We start from the raw sequence: 24,054 nt of genomic DNA on the forward strand, positions 1-24,054 counted from the left end.
CGGAACGGCAGAGGGTACGTTTGACGATGGATGGCAATTTCAGAACGGAATTCACGCGTAACCCGGCAAGCCTGCGGCATCGCCCAGCACTTGTTCTCAACGCGGATTATCGCCCGTTGAGTTATTATCCGCTGTCGCTTTGGCCCTGGCAGGACGCGATAAAAGCCGCCTGGCTGGACCGGGTGGATATCGTCGCGGAATATGACGATATCGTGCGCAGCCCCAGTACACAGATACGGATTCCGTCGGTCGTGGTCCTCAAAGACTATGTGAAACCGCAAAAACGTGTGGCTTTCACGCGCTTTAATTTATTTCTGAGGGATGAATTCAATTGCCAATATTGCGGTGCAAAGGGCGAGTTGACCTTTGACCACGTCGTGCCGCGTGCCAATGGCGGCGTGACGAGTTGGCAGAATGTTGTCGCCGCTTGTAGCCCTTGTAACCTTAAGAAAGGGTCAAAACCGCTGCACCGGACCGGTATGAATCTGCGCAAACCGCCGCGCCAGCCCGGTGCCGAAGAGCTGCGTAACATGGGGCGCAAATTCCCTCCCGGCCATCTGCACGAAAGCTGGATGGATTTTCTCTATTGGGACGCTGAACTGGAAGCATGATGCCCTCTGCCGCGACCAGGCTGCGAATGGAACCATAGTTTTCACAATAGCGGGGTTTTTGGTTCCACACAGGAAGCATCGGATTTACCGAAGCTTGCTGTGAAAAATATATCGTTGAAGATCAGTTGGAACTTCTTCGCTCTAATAGTTTGAGTTTGAGGCGTTGCTAAGCCAGTTCCGGCTTTCTTAAGCCGCAGAATCCTTTCACGGTCACAACCTGAGGTATTCATCGAAAAGGCATATTGATGAAAAAAATGTTCCGCACGCTCCGTCATCGTATGAGTTGGACGAATGCAAAGAAGCTGCTCAACCCGGCGGGAATATCGATGAGCCATGGGTGGGATGGCACGCTCAAGAAACTCGATGCATCACCCCAGGAATTCGATATGGAAAAGATCGAACACGGATTGGCGGCATATTGAGGTGCCCCTAGATTTCTAGACGCTTTGCTTGGTAATTTTGGAACCAAGGGGAGACGGATATGAGTAAGGGAATACGGTTTACGGATAGGTTCAAGCAGGACGCTGTGGCGCAAGTTGTTGAGCGTGGATATGCGGTCAGCGAAGTAGCTGAGCGACTCGGGATTAGCACCAAGTCGCCGTACACTTGGAAGGCGCAGTTTGCGAAGTGGCCACGTGTCAGATCGGAGGTTGCGCGGCAATGTCGCGAGAGGGTCTAAAGCGCGAGCTGGCCCGGGTGACCGAGGAGCGGACAATCTTAAAAAAGGCGACCGCGTACTTCGCGCGCGAGTCTCAGTGAAATACGCGTTTATTCACTGCCCGGCAGGGTATTGTGCAGCAATATCCCGAGAGGGGAGGCCCATCGTGCAGAGTTTTCTGTACGGTCGATGTGTCGCGTGCTGGCTGTGCATTTCAGTGGGTTCTATGCATGGCTTAAGGAACCGTTAAGCCAACGTGCGCTTGAAGATGCACGGCAAACCGATCTGATCCAACAAGCATGGACGGATAGCGGCAAAGTATATGGATACCGCAAGCTGCAGGATGATCTACTTGATCAAGGTGAGATCTGTTCTGAGAACCATGTTGCGCGGTTGGCCAGTCTCGCGGGCATCACGGCGCAAATCGGCTACAAACGGTGACCTGGTCGTTATGGCGGCAAACGGGAGCGGATCAGGCGACGAACGTACCTCACACGCGACGCAGCAAGGCAAGACGTGTTCGACTACATCGAGATGTTCTACAACCCTACACGCAAGCACACGAACAATAGCATGCAGTCACCGGTTGACTATGAAATGGAACAGCAGAGAATGAACAAGGCAAGCGTCTAGGAAACTAGGGGCACGTCAAAGAACGGGCTCGCCAGTGGGCGGAGCTCGAGCAAAGGGAACTGAATGGTGAGTGCATTTCGGATGCTGAGCGCGACGCTGTCGAAAGAATACAGCCTCCTTCGATCAAAACCGTCAGGAGTTGGATTGCCGCTCTTTCGCCGCTGGAGGCATTACTGACAGGGAAGGGACCGGATTTCATTCTTCAGAATTGTCTTGCCGTCGGTATGGGATTGAAGGTCGAACGTGCTGGTCAGATTGTGATGATTGACGAGTATCCCGCGGATCTTATGACCATCACCCCCTTTGGTTTTATGTTTCATTGGCTGGGGCACGAAAAGGTGAAAAGGCTTGGGATTACTGCAGATAAGCCTTTGAGGGTGATGATCTTGGCGATGATTGATGCCTAAACCGCGAGCTACAGTGCAAACATGACAGCCCAGTGGCTTCAGCCGACAATCCCTTTCAATGATGATGAAGTTACTCAAGGGTATTTCGCGCGTATCGGTCATTTCCAAACTGGTGTAGATGCTGGCCGTTTATGTCGCTTCTTTGACCTTGCCCGTGCCGATTTTCGCGATGGCAACAACCAATGCGTCGAAGTTATCGCTGCCACATCCGGCGAGAGTTCATCCCGTCTCGAACATAACGGTCATTCAGCAAGATACAAGCGACATGTTGAGGTTGCGAGGCGAGAGTCTTGGATTGTCGATGGTCAGGTGGGTTTCTGTTAGATTTTGCCCACGTTGCCTTATGGCGGACGAGGATAAGGTTCCCTCCTTGGGAAGGGCCGCTTGGCGGTTTCGATGGAGTTGGCTTCTAAAGCCCGTGGTTGCATGTCCCGTCCACAACATCGCTCTTGTCACGGCTCCGGCGAAAGACCCGGTGAATGCATTTGACCTGCAGAAGCTCTCCGCGCAAAGTCACCTCGACCTTGCCCCACAAGAAAATCCAGAGCCTCTCTCACCTGGATCACTGCAGCGATACGTGCTCTCCCGCCTAAGTGGCCATGTCCCCATGACGGAAGGGGATGTCGGCTTGACCCGCGGTAATTTCAATCTGGATGATCTATCTGATTTTCTGGATGGCGTCTGCGCCGACACGCAGGTCATTACAGATGAAGCCGACGGTTTCGTTGACCTGACGCATGCGGCGCGTGGCCGTTCTTCAACCGCTGAGATCATTGGATGGCAGGTTACGGGGAAGTTGAAAGAAACGGGTCTCTTGAAAGGTTTCAAGCGGCTCGACCATCTGCGGTTTCGCCTTTCTGAAATCCGACAGCTGGTAGATGTCTCGCGTTGGCACGATTTGCACCGTCTTACAGCTGTAGCGCAAATCCTTGGCACCAATCTGGGCGCGGTAAAGCTTTTGATCTCCGGGAAAAGGGGTGGGGCTTGGCTAGCTGCTGCTCTGGCCAAAATGACCCGGGGTCTTCCCGGCTCCGCATATGTTTCGTCGACTGAGATCGAGTGCTTCAAAGAACGATATACAGCTCTCGGACTTGTCGGCAGGTCATTCTGTTTGAACCACCGCAAAGCAAGAACGGTGGTTGAGGCAAATGGGGTTGAGCCGGTGATCGATCCAGACTGGCTCGGTGCGAGGGTTTACCTGCGCGCCGATGTAGACGCGCAGGCAGACAATTTGTTTCAGGTAACAGCCGAAAAGTTTGCTGCGAGGCCAGAAGTCTAGGCAACGCCCGAAACTGCTTCTTTCGGTGCCAAAAAGGCTAAAGTGACGTAATTTGGGGAATCCGATGGTTCCATCCGGTGAATCCGATGCTACTCTTGTTTGAATGATGGCCCACCGAGATGTTGAAAATCAACGACTTAGGGTATCAACATTGTGAATATTATGCTACCTTTCACAGAGGCGTGTTTTGGTCTGTTCGTAAGTGAGGGGCGGTGCGCGCTTTCGAAACGAACGCGTCAAGCTGTGCGTGACTTTTCGATCGGAATTCTGCCCACCGCTGCCGTCTTAATCGCTCACAACAAAGGGCTACGCCGCCAGATCAACCCAAACCGGCACGTGATCGGATGGCTTGTCGCGCCCGCGCACGTCTTTGTCGATGGCACAATCCACAAGCATATCTGCCGCTTGTGGGCAAAGTAGAAAGTGGTCAATACGGATGCCATTGTTGCGGTTCCAGGCACCCGCTTGATAATCCCAGAAGCTGTAATGCCCCGGACCGGGCGTGCGCGCACGGAAGGCTTCGGTCAGCCCCAGGTTGATCAATTTGCGAAAAGCGGCGCGACTTTCTGGTCGGAACAGCGCGTCCTCGCGCCAGCTGTCGGGCTTGGCCGCGTCTTCCGCTTGGGGGATGATGTTGTAATCGCCCGCCATCAGAAAAGGGGTCTCTTCGGCGAGCAGGGTTTTTGTGCGCTCCAACAGTCGCGCCATCCAGTCGAGTTTGTAATCAAACTTGGGGCCGGGTGCCGGATTGCCGTTGGGAAGATAGAGCCCACAGATCCGCAGCGGCTGTTTTTCGCCGATAATAGTGGCCTCAATCCACCTGGCCTGCGCGTCATCGGGATCACCGGGCAGGCCGCGTGTCACGTCTTCAAGGGGGTGCTTGGAGAGTATGGCGACGCCGTTGAAACTCTTTTGTCCATGGGTTTCCACGTTATATCCGCGCTCTTCGAAAATCTCCGTCGGGAAGGCCTCATCGACCGATTTGATTTCCTGCAACAGCGCCACATCCGGCTGGGCCTGATCCAACCACTCGGGCAAGGCATTGATGCGCGCCTTGATTCCGTTGATATTGAAAGTGGCAATCTTCATGTGAACGCTCCCGATCCCGTAGGCTGTACCGCTATCGCGCAATGGGGGCTGTTGGGCAAGTGCTTAGCCGGATTCGAGGCTTCAGGGCTCCATTTTACCATGTGATTCTCGTTAAACGTTAACGTTAACACCCTCCAAAAGGTTAATATCCACAGGTTTCGCCTCTGTGGATAAAAAAAAATTAACCAAATTTCCCAGGATGAGTTTTGTGGCCGCCCCGCCGGCTATATGCGGTTTCTCGTGTGGATAACTGATGGTTAACATATTATTAACACGGAATAATCTTGGTTTCTCAGATCAATCGGGCAAGCGTTAAGGTGCAAACTTCATTTGAAAGGGATAACCATGAAGAGCAACGCAATGAGCGCACAGCCAGCAACACAAGAGATTTTCAACAAGGTTAACGATCTGCACAATGGTGGCGGCACGGATCTGTTTGTTTCCGCTTCCGTTGAGCAGGGCTCGTCGGTTTTGCACGGTGCCGGAACAGGGCTTTTCGTTTCCGCATCGGTGGAGCAGGGCTCAACCACATTGAGCGGTGCCGGGACGGGCATGTTCGTTTCGGCCTCTGTGGAGCAGGGTTCGACCACGTTGAATGGTGCCGGCACGGGCCTGTTTGTCTCTGCTTCTGAGGAATAGGGGCGCGCTAGGGCTGACGTTCTGAAAACCAAAGCGTGCAGCCCCCCCCTAAGACCACCCAAAAAGCCGGTATCATGGATGCTGTTCTGGGTTCCGGCTATTTTCTCTGCGGCAAATTCATCGTTGAAAGGAAGACCCCCATGTCAAACGTCATCTCTTTGGGTTTGCCGCACAGACCAAATCTGGCACAACGCCAGGCTCTCTTGATGCATAATTTTGCGCACAACCGCCGCGGCAAGGAGGATGTTTTCTGGCTCAAGGAAAACGCCGAAATCCTGAATATGCTTGCGACCAGCGGCGCACTTCTGGGGACTGAGGCGCTCGCGCCTTATCGCGATATCTATGACAGCCTCGAAGAGAAGTTGAAGTTCTTTCCGCAGTATTACCGATTTCTGATGTCGATCTGCCTCGACCTCGAAGATCTCGGAATGGGGAGTGGCAAGGGGACGGCTCTGTGTGACTGGGCCGTTCGGTCGGGCTTGGCAGAGGCAGAACTCTCTGATTTACAACGCGCGGAGGCCTTACGCCTTGTGGCACGGCGCGGTTTCAAAGGCGATGACCCGGCCCTCACAGAGCGGCTGCATCGTTTTATGAACCGGCCGCAGACCTTCGTGCTGCCAAATAAAAAGGCGGCCTATGAGCTGACCCATATCGTTTTTTACCTGTCGGACTATGGGGTTGTTAATCCCCAGCTGAGCCCGGCGGCGATCACCAGCCTCGAATTTGTCGGGCTGCTGGCTTATCTGGATCAGGATCTTGATCTGCTCGCAGAGGTCTGTGTGGCCCTGCGATTTGCCGGACACCTTCCCAGCGCGATCTGGGAGGATTGGGTTGGCGCAGAGATGAGCGGATTTATCCTGCAATCGCAAGGGAGCGGGCAGGGGGACGTCTATCACACCTATTTGGTGACGTCCTGGTGGGCCGAATTCGCGGAGCGCCCTAGCTTTCCCGGTGTGCCCGCCCAGAACGGATTGCACATCACCCGCCACGCGAGCCGACAGGGGCCCTTGCGCGCGATGTCAGAATATATGTTTAATCTCGGTACAGCGCGGCGCGGCGACTGGGAGGTCATGCGCCAGGAAATGTCGGATATTGTCGGTCAGGACGGTTTGGACATCCTATGTGGTGCGGAACAATCCTGCGAGAGATTCGGTGAATTCTTTGAAGGGTTTGCCCGGTATTGATTTATAAATCAATACCTTGTGACCCGATGTTCATGTCACATCGAAAACGATGTACCACAACCGCAGGAGCTTGAGGCGTTCGGATTGTTGATGACAAACCGCGCGCCGATCAACTCTTCGGTGAAATCGATAACGGCCCCTCCCAGGAACGGCAGGGACACGGCATCCACGACGACTTTCTGGCCTGACCCTTCGAGAATGAGGTCATCCTCGCGCGGATCATCCAGCTCAATCTCATATTGAAAACCGGAACACCCACCGCCCTCTACCGCAATACGCAGGGCCTTGCCGTCCTGTGCGGCTCCGATCTCAGCGAGGCGATCAAAGGCGCGCGGGGTCACTGTGGGAGGAAGTTGCATATGCGTGCTCGCTCAATCGGTTTCATTAAGTCTTCCGTTGCAATATAGAAACTCTCGACACAGGCGACAAGGACCAGCCCAAAATGACGGCTCCATATGCCTCCAATCCGCTGCATACCCGGGGACGGTACGTGCGGGAAGAGGAAAGCACGTTTCGATCCTGCTTTCAGCGGGACCGCGACCGGATCATCCATGCCAGCGCGTTTCGCAGGCTTAAACACAAGACGCAGGTCTTCATCGAACATGAGGGCGATTATTATCGCACGCGGCTGACCCATTCGATTGAGGTCGCACAGGTTGCGCGCACGATCTCGGGGGCCTTGCAGCTTAACCCCGAACTGACCGAGGCGGTGGCGCTGGCGCATGATCTTGGGCACACACCTTTTGGTCACACCGGGGAGGACGCATTATCGGTGCTGATGCGGCCTTACGGCGGATTTGACCACAACGCCCAGGCCATTCGGATTGTGACCGATCTTGAACGCCATTACGCTGATTTCGATGGGCTTAACCTGACCTGGGAAACACTGGAGGGTCTTGCGAAACACAATGGTCCTGTTACCGGCGATATCCCCTGGGCGCTGGAGGCGTATAATGCGCACCATGATCTGGAATTGCACAGCTATGCCAGTGCGGAGGCGCAGGTTGCCGCGATCGCGGATGACGTCGCCTATAATCACCATGACCTGCATGATGGCCTGCGTGCGGAGCTGTTCTCCACGGATGAGCTGGCGGCCCTGCCGATCCTGAACGCCTGTTTTGAAGAGGTCGACACGAAATATCCCGGCCTGAATTATTACCGCCGCCGTCACGAGGCCCTGCGGCGGTTCTTTGGTGTGCTGGTAGAGGATGTGATCGGCTTTGCTCAGGCGCGCCTGATGGACATGCAACCGCAATCGGTCGATGACATCCGCGCGGCCGGACGCACGATCATCCGCTTTTCTGATGATGTGTTTGCCGATTTGAAGGTTATCCGCTCCTTTCTGTTTGATCGCATGTACCGCGCTCCCAGCGTGGTCAAGATGCGCACTCAGGTAACGCAGGTGGTTGAGGAGCTTTTCCCGTATTTCATGGCGCACCCGGATCAATTGCCCAAACAATGGCGCAAGGATGTCGAAGCCGCACAGGATGAAACCGCGCTGGCGCGTATTGTGTCGGATTACATTTCCGGCATGACCGACCGCTTTGCCCTGCAAGAACATGAGCGGCTTGTCGGCGGTTGATCCACGCGGCGGCCATGTGTGGTTGACCCGGCCTTGGGGCGTGATAAACCGCGCAAAGCTTCTATAGGAACCGTATCATGAACCTTTTTGCCGATATCCGCGCGCTTGTGCTTGACTGTTTGCAAGACATGACAACCTCCGGCCAACTGCCCGAGGGCTTGGCCACGGGCAATGTGACGGTTGAGCCGCCCCGCGATGCGGCGCATGGCGATATGGCGACCAATGCGGCGATGGTTCTGGCCAAACCGGCCGGTTTGAAACCGCGCGACATCGCAGAGGCTCTGGCCGAACGGCTGATCAAGGATGCACGGATCGCCACTGCCGAGGTTGCGGGGCCGGGCTTTTTGAACCTGCGCCTCGCACCTGTGGTCTGGCAGGGCGTTGTCTCTGCCGTATTGGCGGAGGGGACTGATTTTGGCCGGGCCGCTTTGGGGCAGGGCAAGAAGGTTAACGTGGAATATGTCTCGGCCAATCCGACCGGGCCGTTGCATGTGGGCCATACGCGCGGCGCGGTTTTCGGGGATGCGCTGGCCTCTCTGCTGGATTTCGCCGGCTACGATGTGACGCGGGAATATTACATCAATGACGGCGGCGCGCAGGTCGATGTGCTCGCGCGCTCGGTCTATTTGCGCTACCTCGAAGCGCATGGGCAGGAGGTCGCCTTCCCTGATGGAACCTATCCGGGCGATTACCTCATTGCGACCGGCGTGGCGCTCAAGGAAAAGGTGGGCGATGCCTATCTCGACAAAGGCGAACAATTCTGGCTGCAAGAGGTGCGTAGTTTTGCCACCGAGGCGATGATGGATTTGATCCGCGCGGATCTCAAAGCGCTGGGTGTCGAGATGGATGTGTTCTATTCGGAAAAATCGCTCTATGGCACCGGTCGCATTGAGGCCGCGATTGAGGATTTGCGCGGCAAAGGTTTGATCTATGAGGGCGTGCTGGAGCCCCCCAAAGGCAAGAAGCCCGAAGATTGGGAGCCGCGCCAACAGACGTTGTTCGCCTCCACCGAGCACGGCGATGATGTGGATCGCCCGGTGCAGAAATCGGACGGCAATTGGACTTATTTCGCGCCCGATATTGCCTATCATTTTGATAAGGTCAGCCGGGGATATGACCAGTTGATCGACGTTTTCGGCGCGGATCATGGCGGGTATGTCAAACGGATGAAGGCGGCGGTTTCCGCGCTCTCAGAGGGTCAGGTGCCGCTGGATATCAAGCTGACGCAATTGGTGAAGCTGTTCAAAAACGGTGAACCTTTCAAGATGTCCAAGCGGGCAGGGACCTTTGTGACCCTGCGCGATGTGGTCGATCAGGTGGGCTCTGATGTGACGCGGTTTGTGATGTTGACGCGCAAAAACGACGCGATGCTCGATTTTGATTTCGACAAGGTGATGGAGCAAAGCCGCGAAAACCCGGTGTTTTACGTTCAATATGCCCATGCGCGGGTGGCCTCCGTGATGCGCAAGGCAACCGAGGCCGGGATTGCGGTGGATGAGGCGACCCTGCGGGGTGCGGACCTCAGCCTGCTGGATCATGAGGCGGAATTGGGTCTGGCGGCCAAGCTGGCCGAATGGCCGCGTCTGGTTGAAACCGCCGCGCGCAGCAATGAACCGCATAGGGTCGCGTTTTACCTTTATGAGCTTGCGGGAACTTTCCATGCGCTCTGGAACAAGGGCAATGACGTGCCATCGTTGCGTTTCGTGCAGGATGACCCAAAAGTCACAGCGGCGAAAATCGCCCTTGCGCGTGCCACCAGCGTTGTAATTGGCGCAGGTCTTGGTATTCTCGGCGTCACACCGGCTGAGGAAATGCGGTAGCAAATCGCGCCCTCCGCCAGAGCAGAGCATTCCAAGACAGACCACCGGGGCATGTATCCCGGCGGCAGCGAGGCGAAGATGGCGGATATTCAATTCTCCCATGGTATGGGGGCCTACGGAAACGATTCCGATGGCACGAAGGCGGATGAGTATTCATCCAACTCCCTGACTTTCATGACAAATATTGCAGGTGCGCTGGTGTCGCTTGCCCTGATCGCCGGGGTCGGCGTGTGGGGGTACAAGCTGATGGTACGCGATGTCAGTGGGGTCCCCGTGGTGCGCGCGGTTGCTGGCGAAATGCGTGTGCGTCCCGAAACGCCGGGCGGGCAAATGGCCCGCCATCAGGGGTTGGCGGTCAACGCCGTGGCCGCCGAAGGGCAAGCCGCAGGTCCGGTTGACAGTGTCATGTTGGCCCCCCAAAATACCGATCTTGCGCAGGAAGACCAACCCATTCGCGTCACGAGCGTTGCCCCTGTGACGCAGCCCGCGCCGCTCGCGCCCGCATCCGAGACCTTTGGCACGGATAAAGCCCCCCAGACGCGCCTGTCGCAGGATTTGCAAAACGGCGATATTGATGCGGTGGTGGCAGAGTTGATCGCCGGTACGGATCCCCTGGGCGGTCTTTCCGAGCCGCCGGAAAACGTCTCGCAAACCGAAAAATCACAGCGCACAGTTGCGCGCCCGAAATTGCGCCCCGCGAATATCGCGACATTGCAGGCGGCGGCCTTTGTCCCGAATGCGCCGGCTTCCGAAATCGACGCGGCGTCCATCCCCGCAGGCACGCGCCTTGTGCAGCTTGGGGCCTTTGACAGCGCCGATGTCGCGCGGGCAGAATGGGCGCGTCTGGACGCGCGGTTCGGGGATTACATGCAAGATAAATCGCGCGTCGTACAAGAAGCGCAATCGGGCGGGCGTATCTTCTATCGGTTGCGCGCCATGGGTTTTGTCGATCTTGGCGATGCGCGTCGTTTCTGTTCCGCTTTCAAGGCGGAGGGGGTGGATTGCATCCCCGTTGCGGTTAAGTGAGCCACTTCGGCGCCACAATCCTGGACGCGGAGGGGCTGCGCCTGAGTGGTGCGGAAAAGACGTTTTTTCGTGAGGCCAACCCGTTCGGTTTCATTCTGTTTGCGCGCAACATCGACACGCCGGATCAGGTGCGCGCGCTTTGTGCGGAAATGCGCGACAGTGTTGGGCGCGAGGCTTTGATCACCATTGATCAGGAGGGCGGTCGGGTCCAACGTCTGCGCGCACCGCAGTGGACGGAGTGGCCTGCACCGCTTGATTTTGTGACGGCCAGCGGGGAGGCGGCGGAACAGGCGATGTTCCTGCGCTACCGGCTGATCGCGGCGGAGCTCAAGGCCATCGGAATTGACAGCAATTGCGCGCCCATGGTCGATCTGGCCGGGCCTCAAACTCATGATTTCCTACGCAATCGCTGTTACGGGTCTGATCCGGGACGGGTCGCCGCCTTGGGGCGGGCTGTGGCGCGGGGCTTGCTGGAGGGCGGCGTTCTGCCGGTGTTGAAACACATCCCCGGACATGGGCGCGCGAGCCTGGACAGCCACAATGATCTGCCGCATGTCAGTGCGGATCACGCCAGCCTGAGCGCGCAGGATTTCGCGCCTTTTGCCCTGCTGAACGATCTGCCGATGGGGATGACGGCGCATCTGGTGTATGAGGCGCTGGATGATCGCCCGGCTACGCTCTCGCCCAAGGTCATGCGTGTGATCCGCGAAGAGATCGGGTTCGACAATCTGATCATGACCGATGATATCAGCATGAAGGCCCTGACCGGATCCTTGACCCAGATCAGTAGGGACGCGCTGGCTGCTGGTTGCGATGTGATCCTCTATTGCAATGGTCCGCTGGCGGGGCGACGCGAAGTGGCCGAGGCCGCCGGTGTGATGAACGCGGCGGCCCAGACCCGCGCGGAACGGGCGCTAAAGATGCGCAAAGCCCCCGTTGATATTGACATTGAGGCCGTACGCGCGCAGCTTGACAGGCTGTTGAACAAGGCGTGAAAACTGGCCATGGCTGAGGATTCCTTTGAAGAGGATAAGGTAAGCGTCGCGGATCGCCTTGCCGCTGAGGCGCTGATCGTTGATGTCGACGGGTTTGAGGGGCCGCTGGATTTATTGCTGACGCTCAGCCGAACCCAAAAGGTCGATCTGCGCAAGATTTCCGTGCTGGCCCTGGCCAAACAATACCTTGCCTTTGTGGAGCAGGCCAAGGCGCTCCGGCTGGAACTGGCGGCGGATTATCTGGTGATGGCGGCCTGGCTGGCCTTCTTGAAATCACGGCTTTTACTGCCGCCGGACCCCACGGAAGACGGTCCCTCTGGCGAGGAGCTTGCCGCCCATCTCGCCTTTCAACTCGAACGGCTGCAAGCCATGCGCGATGCCGCCGCGCGCCTTATGGGGCGGGACCGGTTGGGGCGTGATTTTTTCGCACGCGGGCAGGTGCATGAGGTCACACGCACGCGCAAGGTTGAATATACCGCGACCCTGCTCGATTTGATGCAGGGCTATGCGCGCATCCGCACCCGCGATGATTTCCGCCCCTTCGTGATGGATCGCGACGCCGTATTTACCATGGAGCAGGCGCTGGAACGGATGCGTGGGCTGATCGGTTTCGCCGGAGATTGGACGGATATTTCGAGCTATCTGCCCGAGGGCTGGGAGCTTGATCCGGTGCGCCGTCGTTCGGCCACGGCGGCGACCTTTGCGGCCTCGCTGGAGCTTGTTAAAGAGGGGCATCTGGAGATACGCCAGTCAGAAATGTTCGCCCCGCTCCAGTTGCGCAAGAAGGACAAGCCGCAGTGATGGATGACGCCCCCGAACCGATTGAGGAAAGCCTCTTTGAAGCGCCCCCCATGGGCGAGCAGGAGCGCATGATCGAGGCGATTCTCTTTGCCACGGCGGAACCGATTACGCTGCGCGAATTGGCGGCGCGGATGCCGCATGGGTCGGACCCTGCCGAAGCGCTTGTGTATCTGCGCAAACGCTATGAAGGGCGGGGCGTGACGCTGTGCCGGATCGGGGATGCCTGGGCCATGCGCACCGCGCCCGATCTGGGGTTTCTGATGCAGCGCGAAACGGTGGAGACACGCAAGCTGTCACGCGCGGCGATCGAAACGCTGGCGATCATCGCCTATCACCAACCCGTCACCCGCGCCGAGATCGAAGAAATTCGCGGTGTGTCCGTCAGCCGAGGCACGGTTGATCAGCTGTTGGAAATGGAATGGATTCGTTTCGGACGGCGCAAGATGACGCCGGGGCGGCCTGTGACCTTTGTGGTCACCGAAGAATTCCTCGATCACTTCGGTCTTGAAAATGCACGCGATTTGCCCGGGCTCAAGGAGCTTCGCGCCGCTGGACTTTTGGAAAACCGCCCGCCCCCCGGACTTGGCGTTCCCGGACCTCGGGAGGAGGGCGAAGAGGAAAGCACGCAAGGCCAGAGCGAGCTTTTCGAGGACGATTAGGTCCCGCCTCAAAACTGCCGTTTTTTGTGTCTAGGATATCTGTGAAGCGAAGCAATCACGGATTTTATCATGGAAAGAGTATTTACAATGATCCTGCGTCGGATCACCTGGCGTCTGATTTCAAAAACTACGAAAACGGGTGCGCGCCGAGGACAAAATCACCAAAGACGCATCGACGATCTGCGGACTTAGGCGCGTCGTGGCACAAACGTAAGAGCCCCGCAGGGGATCCCATCCGATATCAAGCTGGTTTGAAATGCTTGCTCAATTTCAATCCCTGACCTTGATAGTTCGAGGCAATCCCCACCCCATAAAGTTGGGTTGGCGTTTCGCTCATGTGTTCATAGACCAGTCGCCCCACAACCTGCCCGTGTTCCAGAACAAACGGTGCTTCGTGGCAGCGCACTTCCAACACGCCGCGCGATCCGGCACCCCCGGCGGCGTCATGCCCGAAACCGGGATCGAAAAACCCCGCATAATGCACGCGGAACTCGCCCACCATCGCGAGGTAGGGGGCCATTTCGGCGGCATATTCGGGCGGGATCGTGACCGCCTCGCGGCTGACCAGAATATAGAACGCGCCGGGGTCCAGAATGATCTGGCCATTGTCGCTATGAACTTCTTCCCAATAGGCGGCGGGCGCGTAGTGGTTGATCAGATCAAGATCAATCACACCGGTGTGCGGCTTGGCGCGGTAGCCCACAAGCGTGGTGTCGGGCAGCCGCAAATCCACAGAAAAGCCCAAGCCATCGTCGATCACGGGCGCCCCATCCACAAGCGGGGTTTGCGCATGCAGGGCGCGCAGGGCGTTATCATCAAGCACTGCTTGCCCGTCGCCGAAACGGATCTGGTTCAACCGCATGCCCGGACGCACCAGCACCGAAAAAGAACGGGGGCAGATTTCTGCATAAAGCGGGCCAGCGTATCCCGGCGCGATCCGGTCGAACTCGGTGCCGCCATCGGTGATCAGCCGGGTCAGAAGGTCCAGCCGCCCGGTGGAGCTTTTGGCATTGGCCACAGCCTGAATGCCCTCGGGCAGGGCGAGCGATTCCATTAAGGGCACGACATAGACGCAGCCCTTTTCCAGCACCGCACCATCACTTAGATCCACGCGGTGCATTTCAAACGCCGCGATGCGATCCGAAACCCGCTCACCGTGACCTGCCAGAAACGAGGCGCGTACGCGGTAGGCCATCGTGCCAAGGCGCAGATCAAGGCTTGCCGGTTGGATTTGGGCCGCGCTGATGGGACGGGTCGAGGCGATTTGACCCTGAGCGATCATGGCGGTGATATGTTGGTTTGGCAGCACGCCGCTCATGTGGTTTCCCCTTGATGTGCAAAGGCCCGCGCGAAGGTTGCGCGGGCACTTGGCATATGTCGGATGTTGGTCGGGCTAGCAGGACTCGAACCTGCGACCTTCCGTCCCCCAGACGGACGCGCTACCAGGCTGCGCCATAGCCCGACATTAGCCGCTTCATACCCGATCTGCGGGCCGAGGCAAGCATCATTTTCCATGCGTCAATCTTTGGCGACATCTTTGGCCGCGCCGTCCATCGTCGTACGCAGGCGGATCAGCTCATCAAGCAGGGGCTGGATCGCTTCATGCTGATCGGAATTCAACGCATTCACGCGCGACAGGGCGGAAAGGGCTGCGGGTTTTGCCGGGATATCCGCCTCGGCGGGGGGGAGCGGCGCGTCCACCACGCGCGGTTTGACCTGGGGCTCCTCCGGTGCGTCTAAGGCGGCTTCCTCCATCGGGGCATCGGGGGTCTCGGACGGTTTGCCCTCGGGTGTTGCCGCTTCGGTGTCATCATACTCCGCCGGGGCATCTTGCGGGATTGGTTCCGGCGTTTGAGATGTCGCGGGTGCGTCTGGCGTCACGGGCGCATCGGCACTGGACGGCGGTGCGGCCTCACCCTCATCGGGCAGGGTGCGCGCACGGCGCACAAAGCTTGGCGTTGCATCTGGTGATGAGTCTGCCTCCGAGCTTTCTTGCGGGCTTTCGGTGACCTCCGGCGCGTCCGGTTCGACCAGCGGTTCTTCTTGGGGGGGGCGCTCGGCTTCGGCCTCTGCGTCTGCGGGCTTTGCACAGCTTGGGTCTGTTTCACGGGTCGCGCTATCAGACGGGGCTGCGGCGTCGGAAACGGGTGGCGTTTGTGCGATCTCGTGCGGGGGCGCGGGAGGTGCCGTGATCTCTGCGTCAGTAACGACGGCCTCCGGCTCGGTTTCCTCGGATGCCGTGCTGCCCTCGTTCGTTTCGGGTTCCGTCTGCGTGATCACGTCAGGTACGGCTTCCTCAGACGCGGAGCGATCCTCGTTGGTTCCGGGTTCCATTTCCGGCTCCGCCAAAATCTCCGTCGGCTCTGCCGCCATATCATCGGTCTGAGGTGGTGGTGGGGAATCGTGCGGCTCGGCAGTCGCCTGCTGCGGTTCCTGCTCAAGCGGTTCAGGGGAACCCTCAGAGCTCGGCTCTTGAACGGCTGAGTCCTCCTCCTGCTGTTGCTCTGGCGGGTCTGCCTCGAGCGATGCAGGCGCGTCCATTTCTACCGGGGGCGTACCCCCCTCAGGTTCACCAGGCTCATCGGGCAGCTCCTCGGAGGTCTCTTCTTCATGAAGGTCTTCGGCCATTTCGGCAGCAATCTGTGCAGCGACGGCCTCCCGGCCTTCTCCAGATTCGAACGCGTCACCGCCCTGGATCACCGCCATGGTCAAATCATCCAGCGCCTGAGATTGATCGGCGACATGAGGCAGACCTTGTTCGCGCAGGATTTTCTGCACGCCCTTTATCGTAAGCCCATCATCATGGAGTAATTTCTTGATGCCGCCCAGCAGCAGCATGTCAGCGGGGCGATAATAACGCCGACCGCCCGCACGTTTGATCGGTTTGACCTGCGCGAATTTGCTCTCCCAAAAGCGCAGCACATGAGCCTGCACGCCCAGCCAGTCAGCGACCTCCGAGATCGTGCGAAAAGCGTCAGGAGACTTTGACATCAGATCAGGACTTGTTCCCGTCTGCCACGCGATCCTTCATCAGGTGCGAGGGGCGGAAGGTCAGAACGCGGCGCGGATTGATTGGAACTTCTTCGCCGGTTTTCGGGTTCCGCCCGATACGGGCCGACTTATCGCGTACGGAAAAGGTTCCAAATGAAGAGATTTTAACCTGCTCGCCCCGTACCAACGCGTCCGACAGATGCTCCAGCACCGATTCGACAAGCTGCGCGCTTTCGTTGCGCGATAAACCCACTTCGCGGAAGACGGCCTCACTCAGATCCATTCGTGTCAAAGTCTTCTCGGCCATGGTTGTCCCCCTCTTGGTTTTCAACAACCATAGGGCGGTAGGATTTTCAGAGTCAATATCAATGGCTTGGCGGATGGCGTTTAGGCAGGATTTATCCCCTACCAGCGCAGCACAACCGCCCCCCAGGCCAGACCCCCGCCGATGGCCTCGGTGACGATGACGTCGCCCTCCTTGATTTGGCCGCGTGCGCGCCCGACTGAGAGCGCCAGGGGAATCGAGGCTGCGGAGGTGTTTCCGTGATCCTGAACCGTCACCACGACCTTTTCCATGGGCAGATCAAGCTTTTTGGCCGTGCCCTGAATGATGCGGATATTGGCCTGGTGGGGCACGATCCAATCGACATCTGCCGGGGATATGCCTGCGCGCTCCATGGCCTTGGTGGCGGTGGAGGCGAGTTTTTCGACCGCATGGCGGAACACCTGATTCCCCTGCATCCGCAAATGGCCCGTCGTCCCGGTGGACACGCCCCCATCCACATAAAGCAGGTCCTTGTGGCGACCGTCCGAATTCAGATCCGTTGACAGGATCCCGCGGTCCTGCGCCGTGCCCGCGCCGCTTTGTGCTTCAAGGATCAAGGCACCAGCCCCATCCCCAAACAGCACACAGGTCCCGCGATCCGTCCAATCCATGATGCGGCTGAAGGTCTCCGCACCGATCACCATAACGCGTGTCGCCTGACCCGCCAGGATCAGCGCATTGGCGGTGCTCAGGGCGTATATGAACCCCGCACAAACCGCCTGTATGTCAAAGGCAAAGCCGTTTTCCATGCCCAGTTCCGCCTGCACCATGGTGGCCGCAGAGGGGAAGGTCAGATCGGCCGTCGATGTTGCCACGATGATCGCATCAACGTCTGACGCCGCAAGGCCTGCGTCCTTGAGCGCCGCACGCGCCGCAGCACTGGCCATGGAGGAGGTGGTCTCCCCTTCTGCCGCGAAATGGCGCCGCTCAATCCCCGAACGCGCGCGAATCCATTCGTCGTTGGTATCCAGCGTCGCCTCGAATTCCGAATTGGGCACCACACGTTCAGGCAAATAATGGCCAACGCCTTTTACAACCGCGCGCAGGGTCATGCTTCGCTCTCCTCTGCGGGCAGGGCCGCAACGCGCGCGGCCAGCTTGTCGGTGAATTTGATATCGGCCAGTTGCGCGGCCAGTTTGATCGCCGCGGAAACGCCGGTGGCATCCGCAGAGCCATGCGATTTGACCACCGTGCCGTTCAGCCCCAGAAATACGCCGCCATTGACACGGCGCGGGTCGATTTTCTTTTTCAGACGGTTCAGCGAGGTATAAGCCAGCACCGAAGCCAGACGCGACAGAGGCGAATATTTGAACGCTTCACGCAGGCGATCCCCGATCAGGCGTGCCGTACCTTCGCCGGTCTTGATCGCAACATTGCCGGTGAACCCGTCCGTCACGATCACGTCACAAGCATCGCCCGAAATATCGCCACCCTCGACGAAACCTACAAATTCGAACCCCGCATCGCGGCTTTGGTCGCGAATCAGCTCATAGGCCTCCTTGAGTTCGGGGCGCCCCTTGTGTTCCTCAGTCCCCACGTTCAACAGTCCGACACGCGGATGTGGCAGATCCAGACCGTTGCGCGCATAGGACATGCCCATCAACGCATAGCGCAGCAGGTCTTCGGCATCCGCCTTCACATCCGCACCCACATCCAGCATCACATTGAAGCCTTGAGGGTTGGAGGAGGGATAAAGCACCGCGATCGCAGGACGGTTCACGCCGGGCAATTTGCGCAGACGGATCATGGACAGCGCCATGAGCGCGCCGGTGTTGCCGCAGGAAATCGCCACCGTGGCGGCCCCATCCCGCACCGCCTCAATGGCGGACCACATGGAGGTGTCCTTGCCATTGCGCACGATATGGCTGGGCTTGTCATCCATGCTCACCACGCCGGTGGCGTCGCGGATTTCAACGCGCCCCAAAAGGGCGCGCTTGCGCTCAACGAGCGCGGAGAGTTGCGCTTCGGGTCCGTGCAAAATGAATTGAATATCAGGATTTTTGCGCGCTGAGACGTCACATCCCGCGACGATTACCGCGGGGCCTTCATCTCCCCCCATCGCATCCACCGATAATGTGATGCGTCTGGGTTTTGCTTCTGCCTGTCCGGCCTGCGCCGTCATGTACGACTGCCCCTCAAACCCGTGCCCCTTATTGTTTTAAGGGACAGGTTTAGGCTGCGTCGTCTTCCAGATCAATCTCTTCTGTGAGCGCGACGATTTCTTTGTCGTCATAATGGCCACAGGCGGCACAAACGTGGTGCGGGCGCTTCAACTCACCGCAATTGGTGCATTCGTTGGGGTTCGCTGCAACCAGGGAATCATGCGCACGACGGTTGTTGCGACGCGATTTGGAGACTTTGTTCTGTTGAACAGCCATTGTCTTGGGCCTTTTGTCTTTCGGGGCCGGTCGCGCAAGCGGGCGCGGGGCCGAGTTTCAATTTCGTTCCCAGCAATCGGGTGTGACGTGCGTTTAGGCCTATGCCTTCACCTTGTCCAACCCTAATTGGGTGAGCCGCGCAAAATACTGTGAAAATATCGCAACGCAAGGCGTTTTTCGCAGGGTATTTAACAGAGGTTGGAGACCTGTATCAGGAGGCGTCCTCTTCGGGGTCGGACATTTTGTTTCTGAGGGCAGCCAGGCCTGCAAAGGGGCGCGCATCCTCGTCCCGCATCGGCGTGACGCCCGGTTCGGCATGGACGCTCTCGCCCAGGGCGGCACCTTCGCTGCGCGGATAAAGCGGCAGGGCCAGAACCAGCGCCTCGATCATCACCGCTTCGGGGTCGATCCAGGCCCCAAGGGATTCGACACTATCGTCGTCTGGCATTTCAATCTCGACGTCCTGTGCATCATCCAGGTCATTCAGATAGGTCCGGCGCACTGGCACATCAATGCGAGTCGTCACCGGTTCAAGCGTCACGCCACAGGGCTGCACAACAGTTGCACCCAGTTTGCCCGATAAGACCCAATCAGACGCCCCCTGCGCCATAACCTCACCGTTAAAGGAGAGTTTGCGCAGAGCCAACAACCCCAGGTCGTCACCCAGAGCGTGAAGCGCCTTGGTATCGGGGCGGATCGTAAAACCGGTTGCGCTGTTTTGCTTAAGCTCCGCAACACGAAGCGCATGGGGGGCGGGGGGGATTTGCTTGGACATCTTACACTTTCGTTTCTTGTACCATGGGCGTTGCATGGTGTAAGCGGGATAAGAGCCGACACGCACAAGGGCAAGAGGGCACGACATATGGGTTTGGCGAGCGCAGCGATAAAAAGCACTCCCAGAGGGATGAAATGGGCGACCGTGGTGTTCCTGTGTCTGGGGCTTGCGGCGTGCAGTGGGCGATACCGCGATCATGGTTATGTGCCGCCGCCGGAAGATCTCGAACAGGTGGTCGTGGGTATTGATACGCGCGCCAGCGTGGAGCAGACATTGGGCTCCGCTTCATCGCAGTCGGTGGTTGATGATGGTAGCATTTATTTCGTGCGAAGCCGCGTGCGCACCCTTGCCATGCTGGCCCCGGAAGTGGTCGAGCGCGAGGTTGTGGCGATCAGTTTTGACGCCGGAGGTATCGTTTCCAACGTGGAAACCTTTGGGCTGGAAAAGGGTCAGGTTGTGCCGCTGGCGCGCCGGGTCACAAGTTCCGGCGTAAAGGATAAATCCTTCCTGCGTCAGCTGTTGGGCAATATCGGTCGCTTTACGCCGGGTGTGTCGTCTCTGGACGGCTAATGCCTGCGCCAGATGCAAGATGGCGCAGGGCGGGCGAATCGCTGGGGTGTCGCGGGCACGGGAGTGTTGTGTGACATCTGCTGAAAACTACCGCTATGGGGTTCGTTTCACGACCGACAAGGAAGATATCAAATCCGCGCAGGCCTTGCGCGCCCGATGTTTCGGGCTGGATGCTCACCTGGACCGGGACGCCTTTGATGCAGGCTGCGCGCATGTGCTGGTGTCCAGGGCTGACAGGGACGATTTGGTCTGTACCTTCCGCATGCTTGATCTGAACGGCGCGCAAATCCACAACAGTTACGCCGCACAGTTTTACGATCTCTCCGCGCTGGCAGGCTATGAGGGGCGGATGATTGAAATGGGTCGGTTCTGCGTGGATCCGGGCCTGCGGGATCCGGACATCCTGCGGCGTGCCTGGGGGGCGATCACGGCTTATGTCGATGCCAATGATGTGAAACTCCTGTTTGGTTGTGCGTCTTTTGGCGGGACGCAAGTCGCCCCCTATATGGATGCCTTTGGCTTGCTCAAGGCGCACCATCTGGCCCCGAAACGCTGGTCACCTCGGGTCAAGGCCCCTGATGTTTTCCCCTTCGGCGCGCGTATGCACCAGAAACCGGACCTAAAACGGGCCATGGCGTTCATGCCGCCCTTATTGCGCAGCTATCTGATGATGGGGGCCTGGGTCAGTGATCATGCGGTGGTCGATCACGATATGAACAGCCTGCATGTGTTCACCGCGCTGGAGGTCAGCGCAATTTCGGCCCCGCGCAAACGCCTGCTGCGCGCGCTTTGCGAGGGGGTTTAGCGCGCTGCGTGAGGAATATTGCATCAGATCGGAGAACATGCGTTGACGCTCGCGCCGATGCAGCTTAGCTGCCCGTCATGGCACGTATACCCTTATTGCAACTCAATGAAATTTCGCTGACCTTTGGGGGGGACCCGGTCTTTGCCGATCTCAGCCTGGTGGTGCAGCCCGGAGACCGTCTGGCGCTGGTCGGGCGCAACGGGTCGGGCAAATCCACCTTGATGAAGGTTATGGCTGGTCTGGTGGAGGCCGACTCCGGTGGTGTTGTGCCGGGGCCGGGGGTGTCGGTGGGGTATATGGAGCAGGACCCGGATCTGGGCGGCTTTGAGACCCTTGGGGAATTTGCCGCCCATGGGCTTGAAGCTTCCGAGATGTATCTGGTGGAGCGGGCCGGGGAGGGGTTGAAGTTTGACCCTGCACGCCCCGTTGCAACGGCCAGTGGGGGAGAGCGGCGCCGTGCGGCATTGGCACGATTGATGGCGGGCAGCCCCGATTTGATGCTGCTCGATGAGCCGACAAACCATTTGGACATCGAGGCCATTGCCTGGCTGGAAAACGAATTAAAACAAAGCCGTAAGGGCTATATCATCATCAGCCACGACCGCGCGTTTCTGCGCGCGCTGACCCGCGCCACGCTATGGGTCGACCGCGGCGCGGTGCGCCGGCAAGAAAAGGGATTCGCGGATTTCGAGACATGGCGTGATCAGGTCTGGGAAGAGGAAGACACCCAGCGCCACAAGCTCAACCGCAAGATCAAATCCGAGGCGCGATGGGCGGTTGAGGGGATTTCTGCGCGGCGCAAACGCAACCAGGGCCGTGTGCGCGCGCTGCAAGAATTGCGCGCAGAACGCGGGGCGCAGATTAGCCGCCAGGGAACCGCGGCTATGGCCTTGGACGCAGGGCCAAAATCCGGCCGCAAGGTCGTGGAAGTTACCGATATCACCAAGGCCTTTGGCGAGAAATCCATCCTCAAACCGTTTTCCCTGACCGTTCAGCGCGGGGATCGTATCGCCTTTGTCGGGCCTAACGGCGTAGGTAAAACCACGTTGCTCAACATGCTGATCGGGCGCGAAGAGCCTGACAGCGGGACGGTCAAACTCGGCACGAACCTTGAGATTGCGCTGTTTGATCAGGCGCGCGCGCGGCTTGATCCGGATATGAGCCTCTGGGACAGTTTGACGGGCGATCCGGACATGCGCGTGTCGGGCAAGGCCGATCAGGTCATGGTGCGCGGTATCCCCAAACATGTGGTCGGATACCTCAAGGAATTCCTCTTTGATGAGGCGCAGGCGCGCGCGCCAGTGCGGGCTTTGTCGGGGGGTGAAAAAGCGCGTCTGCTGCTGGCCAAGATCATGGCCAAGCCCAGCAACCTGCTGGTGCTCGATGAGCCGACCAATGATCTGGACGTTGAGACGCTCGATCTTATCCAGGAACTCCTCGGGACTTACGATGGTACCGTTCTGCTGGTCAGCCACGATCGGGATTTTCTGGACCGCGTGGCGGCGACCACCATCGCGATGGAGGGCGATGGCAAGGCGACGGTTTATGCCGGGGGTTGGACCGATTACATCCGCCAGCGCGGTCAGGATGATTTTGCCGGGAGCGTGACACCTTCGAAAACATCTGCTCGTGGCGAAAAGCCTAAATCCTCGCAGAAATCAGGTTTGAGCTTTACCGAAAAACACCGCCTCGAAGCCTTGCCGGCGGAAATTGCCCGTTTGGAGGCGGAAATCGCCAAGTTGGAAGTGCTGCTGGGCGATCCGGCGCTGTTCACGGACCATCCGGTGAAGTTCCAAAAGGCGACGGATGCCCTCGTGGAGCGCCACGAGAAGTTGCAAAGCGCCGAAGAGGAATGGCTGCTGCTTGAAGAAAAAGCCGGTGCCTGAAAGGTTTGCATTGAAATCGACCCCCGCCTTTATTGTCTGACACCAGAACGTTTCAGGCGAAACGGAATGTATCGCTCGGGCACAGAGTGCCGCTTGTGATGATGCGGCACTTCAAGACCCGAGCGGTACTTTTGCGCGCGCCTAGCGCATGCGCAAAGCCCCGTCGATGCGGATCACCTCGCCGTTGAGATACCCCGCGCTGACGATGAACCCGGCGAGGCGCGCGTATTCATCCGGGTCCCCCAGACGCGGCGGGCAGGGCACATCGGCGGCCAGTTGTGCCTGGACCTCCTCGCTCAAACCCGCCAGCATGGGCGTCATGAAAATACCCGGCGCGATGGTCATCACGCGGATACCGATGCGCGCCAGGTCCCGCGCCATGGGCAGACATAAGCCAACAACGCCGCCCTTGGAGGCGGCATAGGCAGCTTGGCCTTTTTGCCCGTCAAATGCGGCGATGGAGGCGGTGTTGATGATGACCCCGCGCGCACCGTCTGCTTCGGGCGCATTGCTTTGCATCGCATCCGCCGCCAGCCGCGCGACATTAAAGGTACCGACCAGGTTGATATCAATGCTGCGTTGGAAGGCGGCAAGCGAATGGGGTCCGTCCCGCCCGATGGTCTTGATCGCATCGGCGATACCGGCGCAGTTCACGGCGGCTGTGATCCGCCCCATTTTGTCGCGGGCAAAGCGTAGAGCGGCCTGGACGGAGGCTTCATCGGTGACGTCGGCTTCAGCGAAATGAGCGTTGATCTCTTGTGCGATCTGCGCACCGCGCGTGGCATCACGGTCCAACAGCGTCACCTGCGCACCCTCATTGGCAAAATGGCGCGCCGTCGCTTCGCCCAGACCGGACGCCCCTCCGGTAATGATCGCCGCCGTCGTGTTCAGATGCATCAAGGCCTCCATGGTATGAACCTGCGTTCATCTGATCACGGGAG

The 24,054-nt window shown here is 58.6% G+C and carries 26 protein-coding genes, 1 tRNA gene and 2 pseudogenes; 18 read left to right on the plus strand and 11 right to left on the minus strand.

Annotated features, from left to right (window positions below):
* Nucleotides 1-26: 26 nt before the first annotated feature.
* From ROLI_RS09280 to ROLI_RS09305, 7 genes and pseudogenes are all read left to right on the plus strand, one after another.
* Nucleotides 27-611 (plus strand): HNH endonuclease, encoded by a 585-nt coding sequence (locus ROLI_RS09280; RefSeq protein WP_187432199.1) that lies wholly within the window; start codon nt 27-29, stop codon nt 609-611.
* A 245-nt stretch (nt 612-856) separates the two neighbouring features.
* Nucleotides 857-1,033, plus strand: coding sequence for a hypothetical protein (locus ROLI_RS09285; protein WP_222869720.1), 177 nt, complete (start codon nt 857-859; stop codon nt 1,031-1,033).
* Nucleotides 1,034-1,092: 59 nt separating this feature from the next.
* Nucleotides 1,093-1,902: pseudogene (locus tag ROLI_RS09290) on the plus strand (transposase).
* Between the two features lie 224 nt (nt 1,903-2,126).
* A complete protein-coding gene (locus ROLI_RS09295) occupies nt 2,127-2,309 on the plus strand; it encodes a hypothetical protein (protein ID WP_187431677.1) in 183 nt (60 codons plus the stop codon).
* A gap of 21 nt (nt 2,310-2,330) precedes the next feature.
* Complete coding sequence (locus ROLI_RS09300; RefSeq protein WP_262386641.1) at nt 2,331-2,633, plus strand: hypothetical protein; 303 nt, start codon at nt 2,331-2,333, stop codon at nt 2,631-2,633.
* A pseudogene (locus ROLI_RS23800) lies at nt 2,611-2,700 on the plus strand (hypothetical protein); the annotation flags it as partial. The gene ROLI_RS09300 and the pseudogene ROLI_RS23800, both read left to right, overlap by 23 nt.
* A gap of 216 nt (nt 2,701-2,916) precedes the next feature.
* Nucleotides 2,917-3,588 carry a hypothetical protein gene (locus tag ROLI_RS09305; RefSeq protein WP_262386642.1) on the plus strand — a complete coding sequence of 224 codons (672 nt, stop codon included), beginning with the start codon at nt 2,917-2,919 and terminating at the stop codon, nt 3,586-3,588.
* Between the two features lie 306 nt (nt 3,589-3,894).
* Here the strand turns inward: ROLI_RS09305 and xth are convergent, their stop codons facing one another.
* A complete protein-coding gene (xth, locus tag ROLI_RS09310) occupies nt 3,895-4,677 on the minus strand; it encodes an exodeoxyribonuclease III (RefSeq protein WP_187431679.1) in 783 nt (260 codons plus the stop codon).
* 360 nt (nt 4,678-5,037) lie between these two features.
* Here xth and ROLI_RS09315 point away from each other — a divergent pair, with 360 nt between their 5' ends.
* Together ROLI_RS09315 and ROLI_RS09320 are read left to right on the plus strand one after the other, a co-directional pair.
* A complete protein-coding gene (locus ROLI_RS09315; RefSeq protein ID WP_338469258.1) occupies nt 5,038-5,316 on the plus strand; it encodes a hypothetical protein in 279 nt (92 codons plus the stop codon).
* Nucleotides 5,317-5,456: 140 nt separating this feature from the next.
* Nucleotides 5,457-6,500 carry a DUF6902 family protein gene (locus tag ROLI_RS09320; RefSeq protein WP_187431681.1) on the plus strand — a complete coding sequence of 348 codons (1,044 nt, stop codon included), beginning with the start codon at nt 5,457-5,459 and terminating at the stop codon, nt 6,498-6,500.
* Between the two features lie 35 nt (nt 6,501-6,535).
* Here the strand turns inward: ROLI_RS09320 and ROLI_RS09325 are convergent, their stop codons facing one another.
* Nucleotides 6,536-6,859: an iron-sulfur cluster assembly accessory protein gene (locus ROLI_RS09325; protein ID WP_187431682.1), complete on the minus strand. Its 324-nt coding sequence runs from the start codon at nt 6,857-6,859 to the stop codon at nt 6,536-6,538.
* A gap of 83 nt (nt 6,860-6,942) precedes the next feature.
* Here ROLI_RS09325 and ROLI_RS09330 point away from each other — a divergent pair, with 83 nt between their 5' ends.
* The 6 genes from ROLI_RS09330 to scpB all read left to right on the plus strand — a co-directional run bounded on the left by ROLI_RS09330 (nt 6,943) and on the right by scpB (nt 13,383).
* Nucleotides 6,943-8,082 carry a deoxyguanosinetriphosphate triphosphohydrolase gene (locus tag ROLI_RS09330; protein ID WP_187431683.1) on the plus strand — a complete coding sequence of 380 codons (1,140 nt, stop codon included), beginning with the start codon at nt 6,943-6,945 and terminating at the stop codon, nt 8,080-8,082.
* Between the two features lie 77 nt (nt 8,083-8,159).
* Complete coding sequence (argS, locus tag ROLI_RS09335) at nt 8,160-9,902, plus strand: arginine--tRNA ligase (RefSeq protein ID WP_187431684.1); 1,743 nt, start codon at nt 8,160-8,162, stop codon at nt 9,900-9,902.
* Between the two features lie 78 nt (nt 9,903-9,980).
* On the plus strand, nt 9,981-10,928 hold the full coding sequence (locus ROLI_RS09340) for an SPOR domain-containing protein (RefSeq protein ID WP_187431701.1): 948 nt from the start codon (nt 9,981-9,983) through the stop codon (nt 10,926-10,928).
* Complete coding sequence (nagZ, locus tag ROLI_RS09345; RefSeq protein WP_187431685.1) at nt 10,925-11,923, plus strand: beta-N-acetylhexosaminidase; 999 nt, start codon at nt 10,925-10,927, stop codon at nt 11,921-11,923. The genes ROLI_RS09340 and nagZ overlap by 4 nt, the downstream gene beginning before the upstream one ends.
* A 9-nt stretch (nt 11,924-11,932) precedes the next feature.
* On the plus strand, nt 11,933-12,724 hold the full coding sequence (locus ROLI_RS09350) for a ScpA family protein (protein WP_187431686.1): 792 nt from the start codon (nt 11,933-11,935) through the stop codon (nt 12,722-12,724).
* The gene (gene scpB, locus ROLI_RS09355) at nt 12,724-13,383 is read left to right on the plus strand and encodes an SMC-Scp complex subunit ScpB (protein ID WP_187431687.1); all 660 of its coding nucleotides are present in this window, start codon (nt 12,724-12,726) and stop codon (nt 13,381-13,383) included. The genes ROLI_RS09350 and scpB overlap by 1 nt, the downstream gene beginning before the upstream one ends.
* A 241-nt stretch (nt 13,384-13,624) precedes the next feature.
* On the opposite strand, the gene ROLI_RS09360 is transcribed toward scpB, so the two are convergent.
* The 8 genes from ROLI_RS09360 to ROLI_RS09395 form a co-directional block, all read right to left on the minus strand.
* On the minus strand, nt 13,625-14,701 hold the full coding sequence (locus tag ROLI_RS09360) for a 2'-deoxycytidine 5'-triphosphate deaminase (protein ID WP_187431688.1): 1,077 nt from the start codon (nt 14,699-14,701) through the stop codon (nt 13,625-13,627).
* Between the two features lie 67 nt (nt 14,702-14,768).
* A tRNA-Pro gene (locus ROLI_RS09365) sits at nt 14,769-14,845 on the minus strand.
* Nucleotides 14,846-14,901: 56 nt separating this feature from the next.
* The gene (locus ROLI_RS09370; protein WP_187431689.1) at nt 14,902-16,374 is read right to left on the minus strand and encodes a MerR family transcriptional regulator; all 1,473 of its coding nucleotides are present in this window, start codon (nt 16,372-16,374) and stop codon (nt 14,902-14,904) included.
* A gap of 4 nt (nt 16,375-16,378) precedes the next feature.
* Nucleotides 16,379-16,681: an integration host factor subunit alpha gene (gene ihfA / locus ROLI_RS09375; RefSeq protein WP_159979738.1), complete on the minus strand. Its 303-nt coding sequence runs from the start codon at nt 16,679-16,681 to the stop codon at nt 16,379-16,381.
* 98 nt (nt 16,682-16,779) lie between these two features.
* Nucleotides 16,780-17,751 carry a beta-ketoacyl-ACP synthase III gene (locus ROLI_RS09380; protein ID WP_187431690.1) on the minus strand — a complete coding sequence of 324 codons (972 nt, stop codon included), beginning with the start codon at nt 17,749-17,751 and terminating at the stop codon, nt 16,780-16,782.
* Entirely contained in the window at nt 17,748-18,821 is a 1,074-nt protein-coding gene (plsX, locus tag ROLI_RS09385; protein WP_187431691.1) for a phosphate acyltransferase PlsX, read from the minus strand. The genes ROLI_RS09380 and plsX overlap by 4 nt, the downstream gene beginning before the upstream one ends.
* Nucleotides 18,822-18,870: 49 nt before the next feature.
* Nucleotides 18,871-19,077: a 50S ribosomal protein L32 gene (gene rpmF / locus ROLI_RS09390; RefSeq protein WP_187431692.1), complete on the minus strand. Its 207-nt coding sequence runs from the start codon at nt 19,075-19,077 to the stop codon at nt 18,871-18,873.
* A gap of 211 nt (nt 19,078-19,288) precedes the next feature.
* A complete protein-coding gene (locus tag ROLI_RS09395; RefSeq protein ID WP_187431693.1) occupies nt 19,289-19,852 on the minus strand; it encodes a DUF177 domain-containing protein in 564 nt (187 codons plus the stop codon).
* A gap of 129 nt (nt 19,853-19,981) precedes the next feature.
* Between ROLI_RS09395 and ROLI_RS09400 the strand changes: the two genes are divergently transcribed.
* The 3 genes from ROLI_RS09400 to ROLI_RS09410 all read left to right on the plus strand — a co-directional run bounded on the left by ROLI_RS09400 (nt 19,982) and on the right by ROLI_RS09410 (nt 23,113).
* Nucleotides 19,982-20,422, plus strand: coding sequence for an outer membrane protein assembly factor BamE (locus ROLI_RS09400; protein WP_262386643.1), 441 nt, complete (start codon nt 19,982-19,984; stop codon nt 20,420-20,422).
* A gap of 70 nt (nt 20,423-20,492) precedes the next feature.
* A complete protein-coding gene (locus tag ROLI_RS09405; protein WP_316247492.1) occupies nt 20,493-21,227 on the plus strand; it encodes a GNAT family N-acyltransferase in 735 nt (244 codons plus the stop codon).
* 77 nt (nt 21,228-21,304) lie between these two features.
* Nucleotides 21,305-23,113: an ABC-F family ATP-binding cassette domain-containing protein gene (locus ROLI_RS09410; protein ID WP_187431696.1), complete on the plus strand. Its 1,809-nt coding sequence runs from the start codon at nt 21,305-21,307 to the stop codon at nt 23,111-23,113.
* Nucleotides 23,114-23,254: 141 nt separating this feature from the next.
* Here ROLI_RS09410 and ROLI_RS09415 read toward each other — a convergent pair whose 3' ends face one another.
* Nucleotides 23,255-24,010, minus strand: a complete 756-nt coding sequence (locus ROLI_RS09415; protein WP_187431697.1) for an SDR family NAD(P)-dependent oxidoreductase — start codon at nt 24,008-24,010, stop codon at nt 23,255-23,257.
* Nucleotides 24,011-24,054 lie beyond the last annotated feature (44 nt).

This window comes from Roseobacter fucihabitans (assembly GCF_014337925.2).
Lineage (GTDB): Bacteria > Pseudomonadota > Alphaproteobacteria > Rhodobacterales > Rhodobacteraceae > Roseobacter > Roseobacter fucihabitans.

What these genes read in the sequence shown, in the direction of transcription:
- rpmF (WP_187431692.1), bottom strand. Translation starts at nt 19,077, where the DNA reads ATGGCTGTTCAACAGAACAAAGTCTCCAAATCGCGTCGCAACAACCGT.
- ROLI_RS09330 (WP_187431683.1), top strand. Translation starts at nt 6,943, where the DNA reads ATGACGGCTCCATATGCCTCCAATCCGCTGCATACCCGGGGACGGTAC.
- ROLI_RS09285 (WP_222869720.1), top strand. Translation starts at nt 857, where the DNA reads ATGAAAAAAATGTTCCGCACGCTCCGTCATCGTATGAGTTGGACGAAT.
- ROLI_RS09410 (WP_187431696.1), top strand. Translation starts at nt 21,305, where the DNA reads ATGGCACGTATACCCTTATTGCAACTCAATGAAATTTCGCTGACCTTT.
- ROLI_RS09325 (WP_187431682.1), bottom strand. Translation starts at nt 6,859, where the DNA reads ATGCAACTTCCTCCCACAGTGACCCCGCGCGCCTTTGATCGCCTCGCT.
- ROLI_RS09300 (WP_262386641.1), top strand. Translation starts at nt 2,331, where the DNA reads ATGACAGCCCAGTGGCTTCAGCCGACAATCCCTTTCAATGATGATGAA.
- ROLI_RS09305 (WP_262386642.1), top strand. Translation starts at nt 2,917, where the DNA reads ATGACGGAAGGGGATGTCGGCTTGACCCGCGGTAATTTCAATCTGGAT.
- ROLI_RS09370 (WP_187431689.1), bottom strand. Translation starts at nt 16,374, where the DNA reads ATGTCAAAGTCTCCTGACGCTTTTCGCACGATCTCGGAGGTCGCTGAC.
- ROLI_RS09395 (WP_187431693.1), bottom strand. Translation starts at nt 19,852, where the DNA reads ATGTCCAAGCAAATCCCCCCCGCCCCCCATGCGCTTCGTGTTGCGGAG.
- ihfA (WP_159979738.1), bottom strand. Translation starts at nt 16,681, where the DNA reads ATGGCCGAGAAGACTTTGACACGAATGGATCTGAGTGAGGCCGTCTTC.
- ROLI_RS09360 (WP_187431688.1), bottom strand. Translation starts at nt 14,701, where the DNA reads ATGAGCGGCGTGCTGCCAAACCAACATATCACCGCCATGATCGCTCAG.
- ROLI_RS09380 (WP_187431690.1), bottom strand. Translation starts at nt 17,751, where the DNA reads ATGACCCTGCGCGCGGTTGTAAAAGGCGTTGGCCATTATTTGCCTGAA.
- ROLI_RS09320 (WP_187431681.1), top strand. Translation starts at nt 5,457, where the DNA reads ATGTCAAACGTCATCTCTTTGGGTTTGCCGCACAGACCAAATCTGGCA.
- ROLI_RS09315 (WP_338469258.1), top strand. Translation starts at nt 5,038, where the DNA reads ATGAGCGCACAGCCAGCAACACAAGAGATTTTCAACAAGGTTAACGAT.
- plsX (WP_187431691.1), bottom strand. Translation starts at nt 18,821, where the DNA reads ATGACGGCGCAGGCCGGACAGGCAGAAGCAAAACCCAGACGCATCACA.
- xth (WP_187431679.1), bottom strand. Translation starts at nt 4,677, where the DNA reads ATGAAGATTGCCACTTTCAATATCAACGGAATCAAGGCGCGCATCAAT.
- ROLI_RS09340 (WP_187431701.1), top strand. Translation starts at nt 9,981, where the DNA reads ATGGCGGATATTCAATTCTCCCATGGTATGGGGGCCTACGGAAACGAT.
- ROLI_RS09280 (WP_187432199.1), top strand. Translation starts at nt 27, where the DNA reads ATGGATGGCAATTTCAGAACGGAATTCACGCGTAACCCGGCAAGCCTG.
- ROLI_RS09400 (WP_262386643.1), top strand. Translation starts at nt 19,982, where the DNA reads ATGAAATGGGCGACCGTGGTGTTCCTGTGTCTGGGGCTTGCGGCGTGC.
- scpB (WP_187431687.1), top strand. Translation starts at nt 12,724, where the DNA reads ATGGATGACGCCCCCGAACCGATTGAGGAAAGCCTCTTTGAAGCGCCC.
- argS (WP_187431684.1), top strand. Translation starts at nt 8,160, where the DNA reads ATGAACCTTTTTGCCGATATCCGCGCGCTTGTGCTTGACTGTTTGCAA.
- ROLI_RS09295 (WP_187431677.1), top strand. Translation starts at nt 2,127, where the DNA reads ATGGGATTGAAGGTCGAACGTGCTGGTCAGATTGTGATGATTGACGAG.
- ROLI_RS09415 (WP_187431697.1), bottom strand. Translation starts at nt 24,010, where the DNA reads ATGCATCTGAACACGACGGCGGCGATCATTACCGGAGGGGCGTCCGGT.
- ROLI_RS09350 (WP_187431686.1), top strand. Translation starts at nt 11,933, where the DNA reads ATGGCTGAGGATTCCTTTGAAGAGGATAAGGTAAGCGTCGCGGATCGC.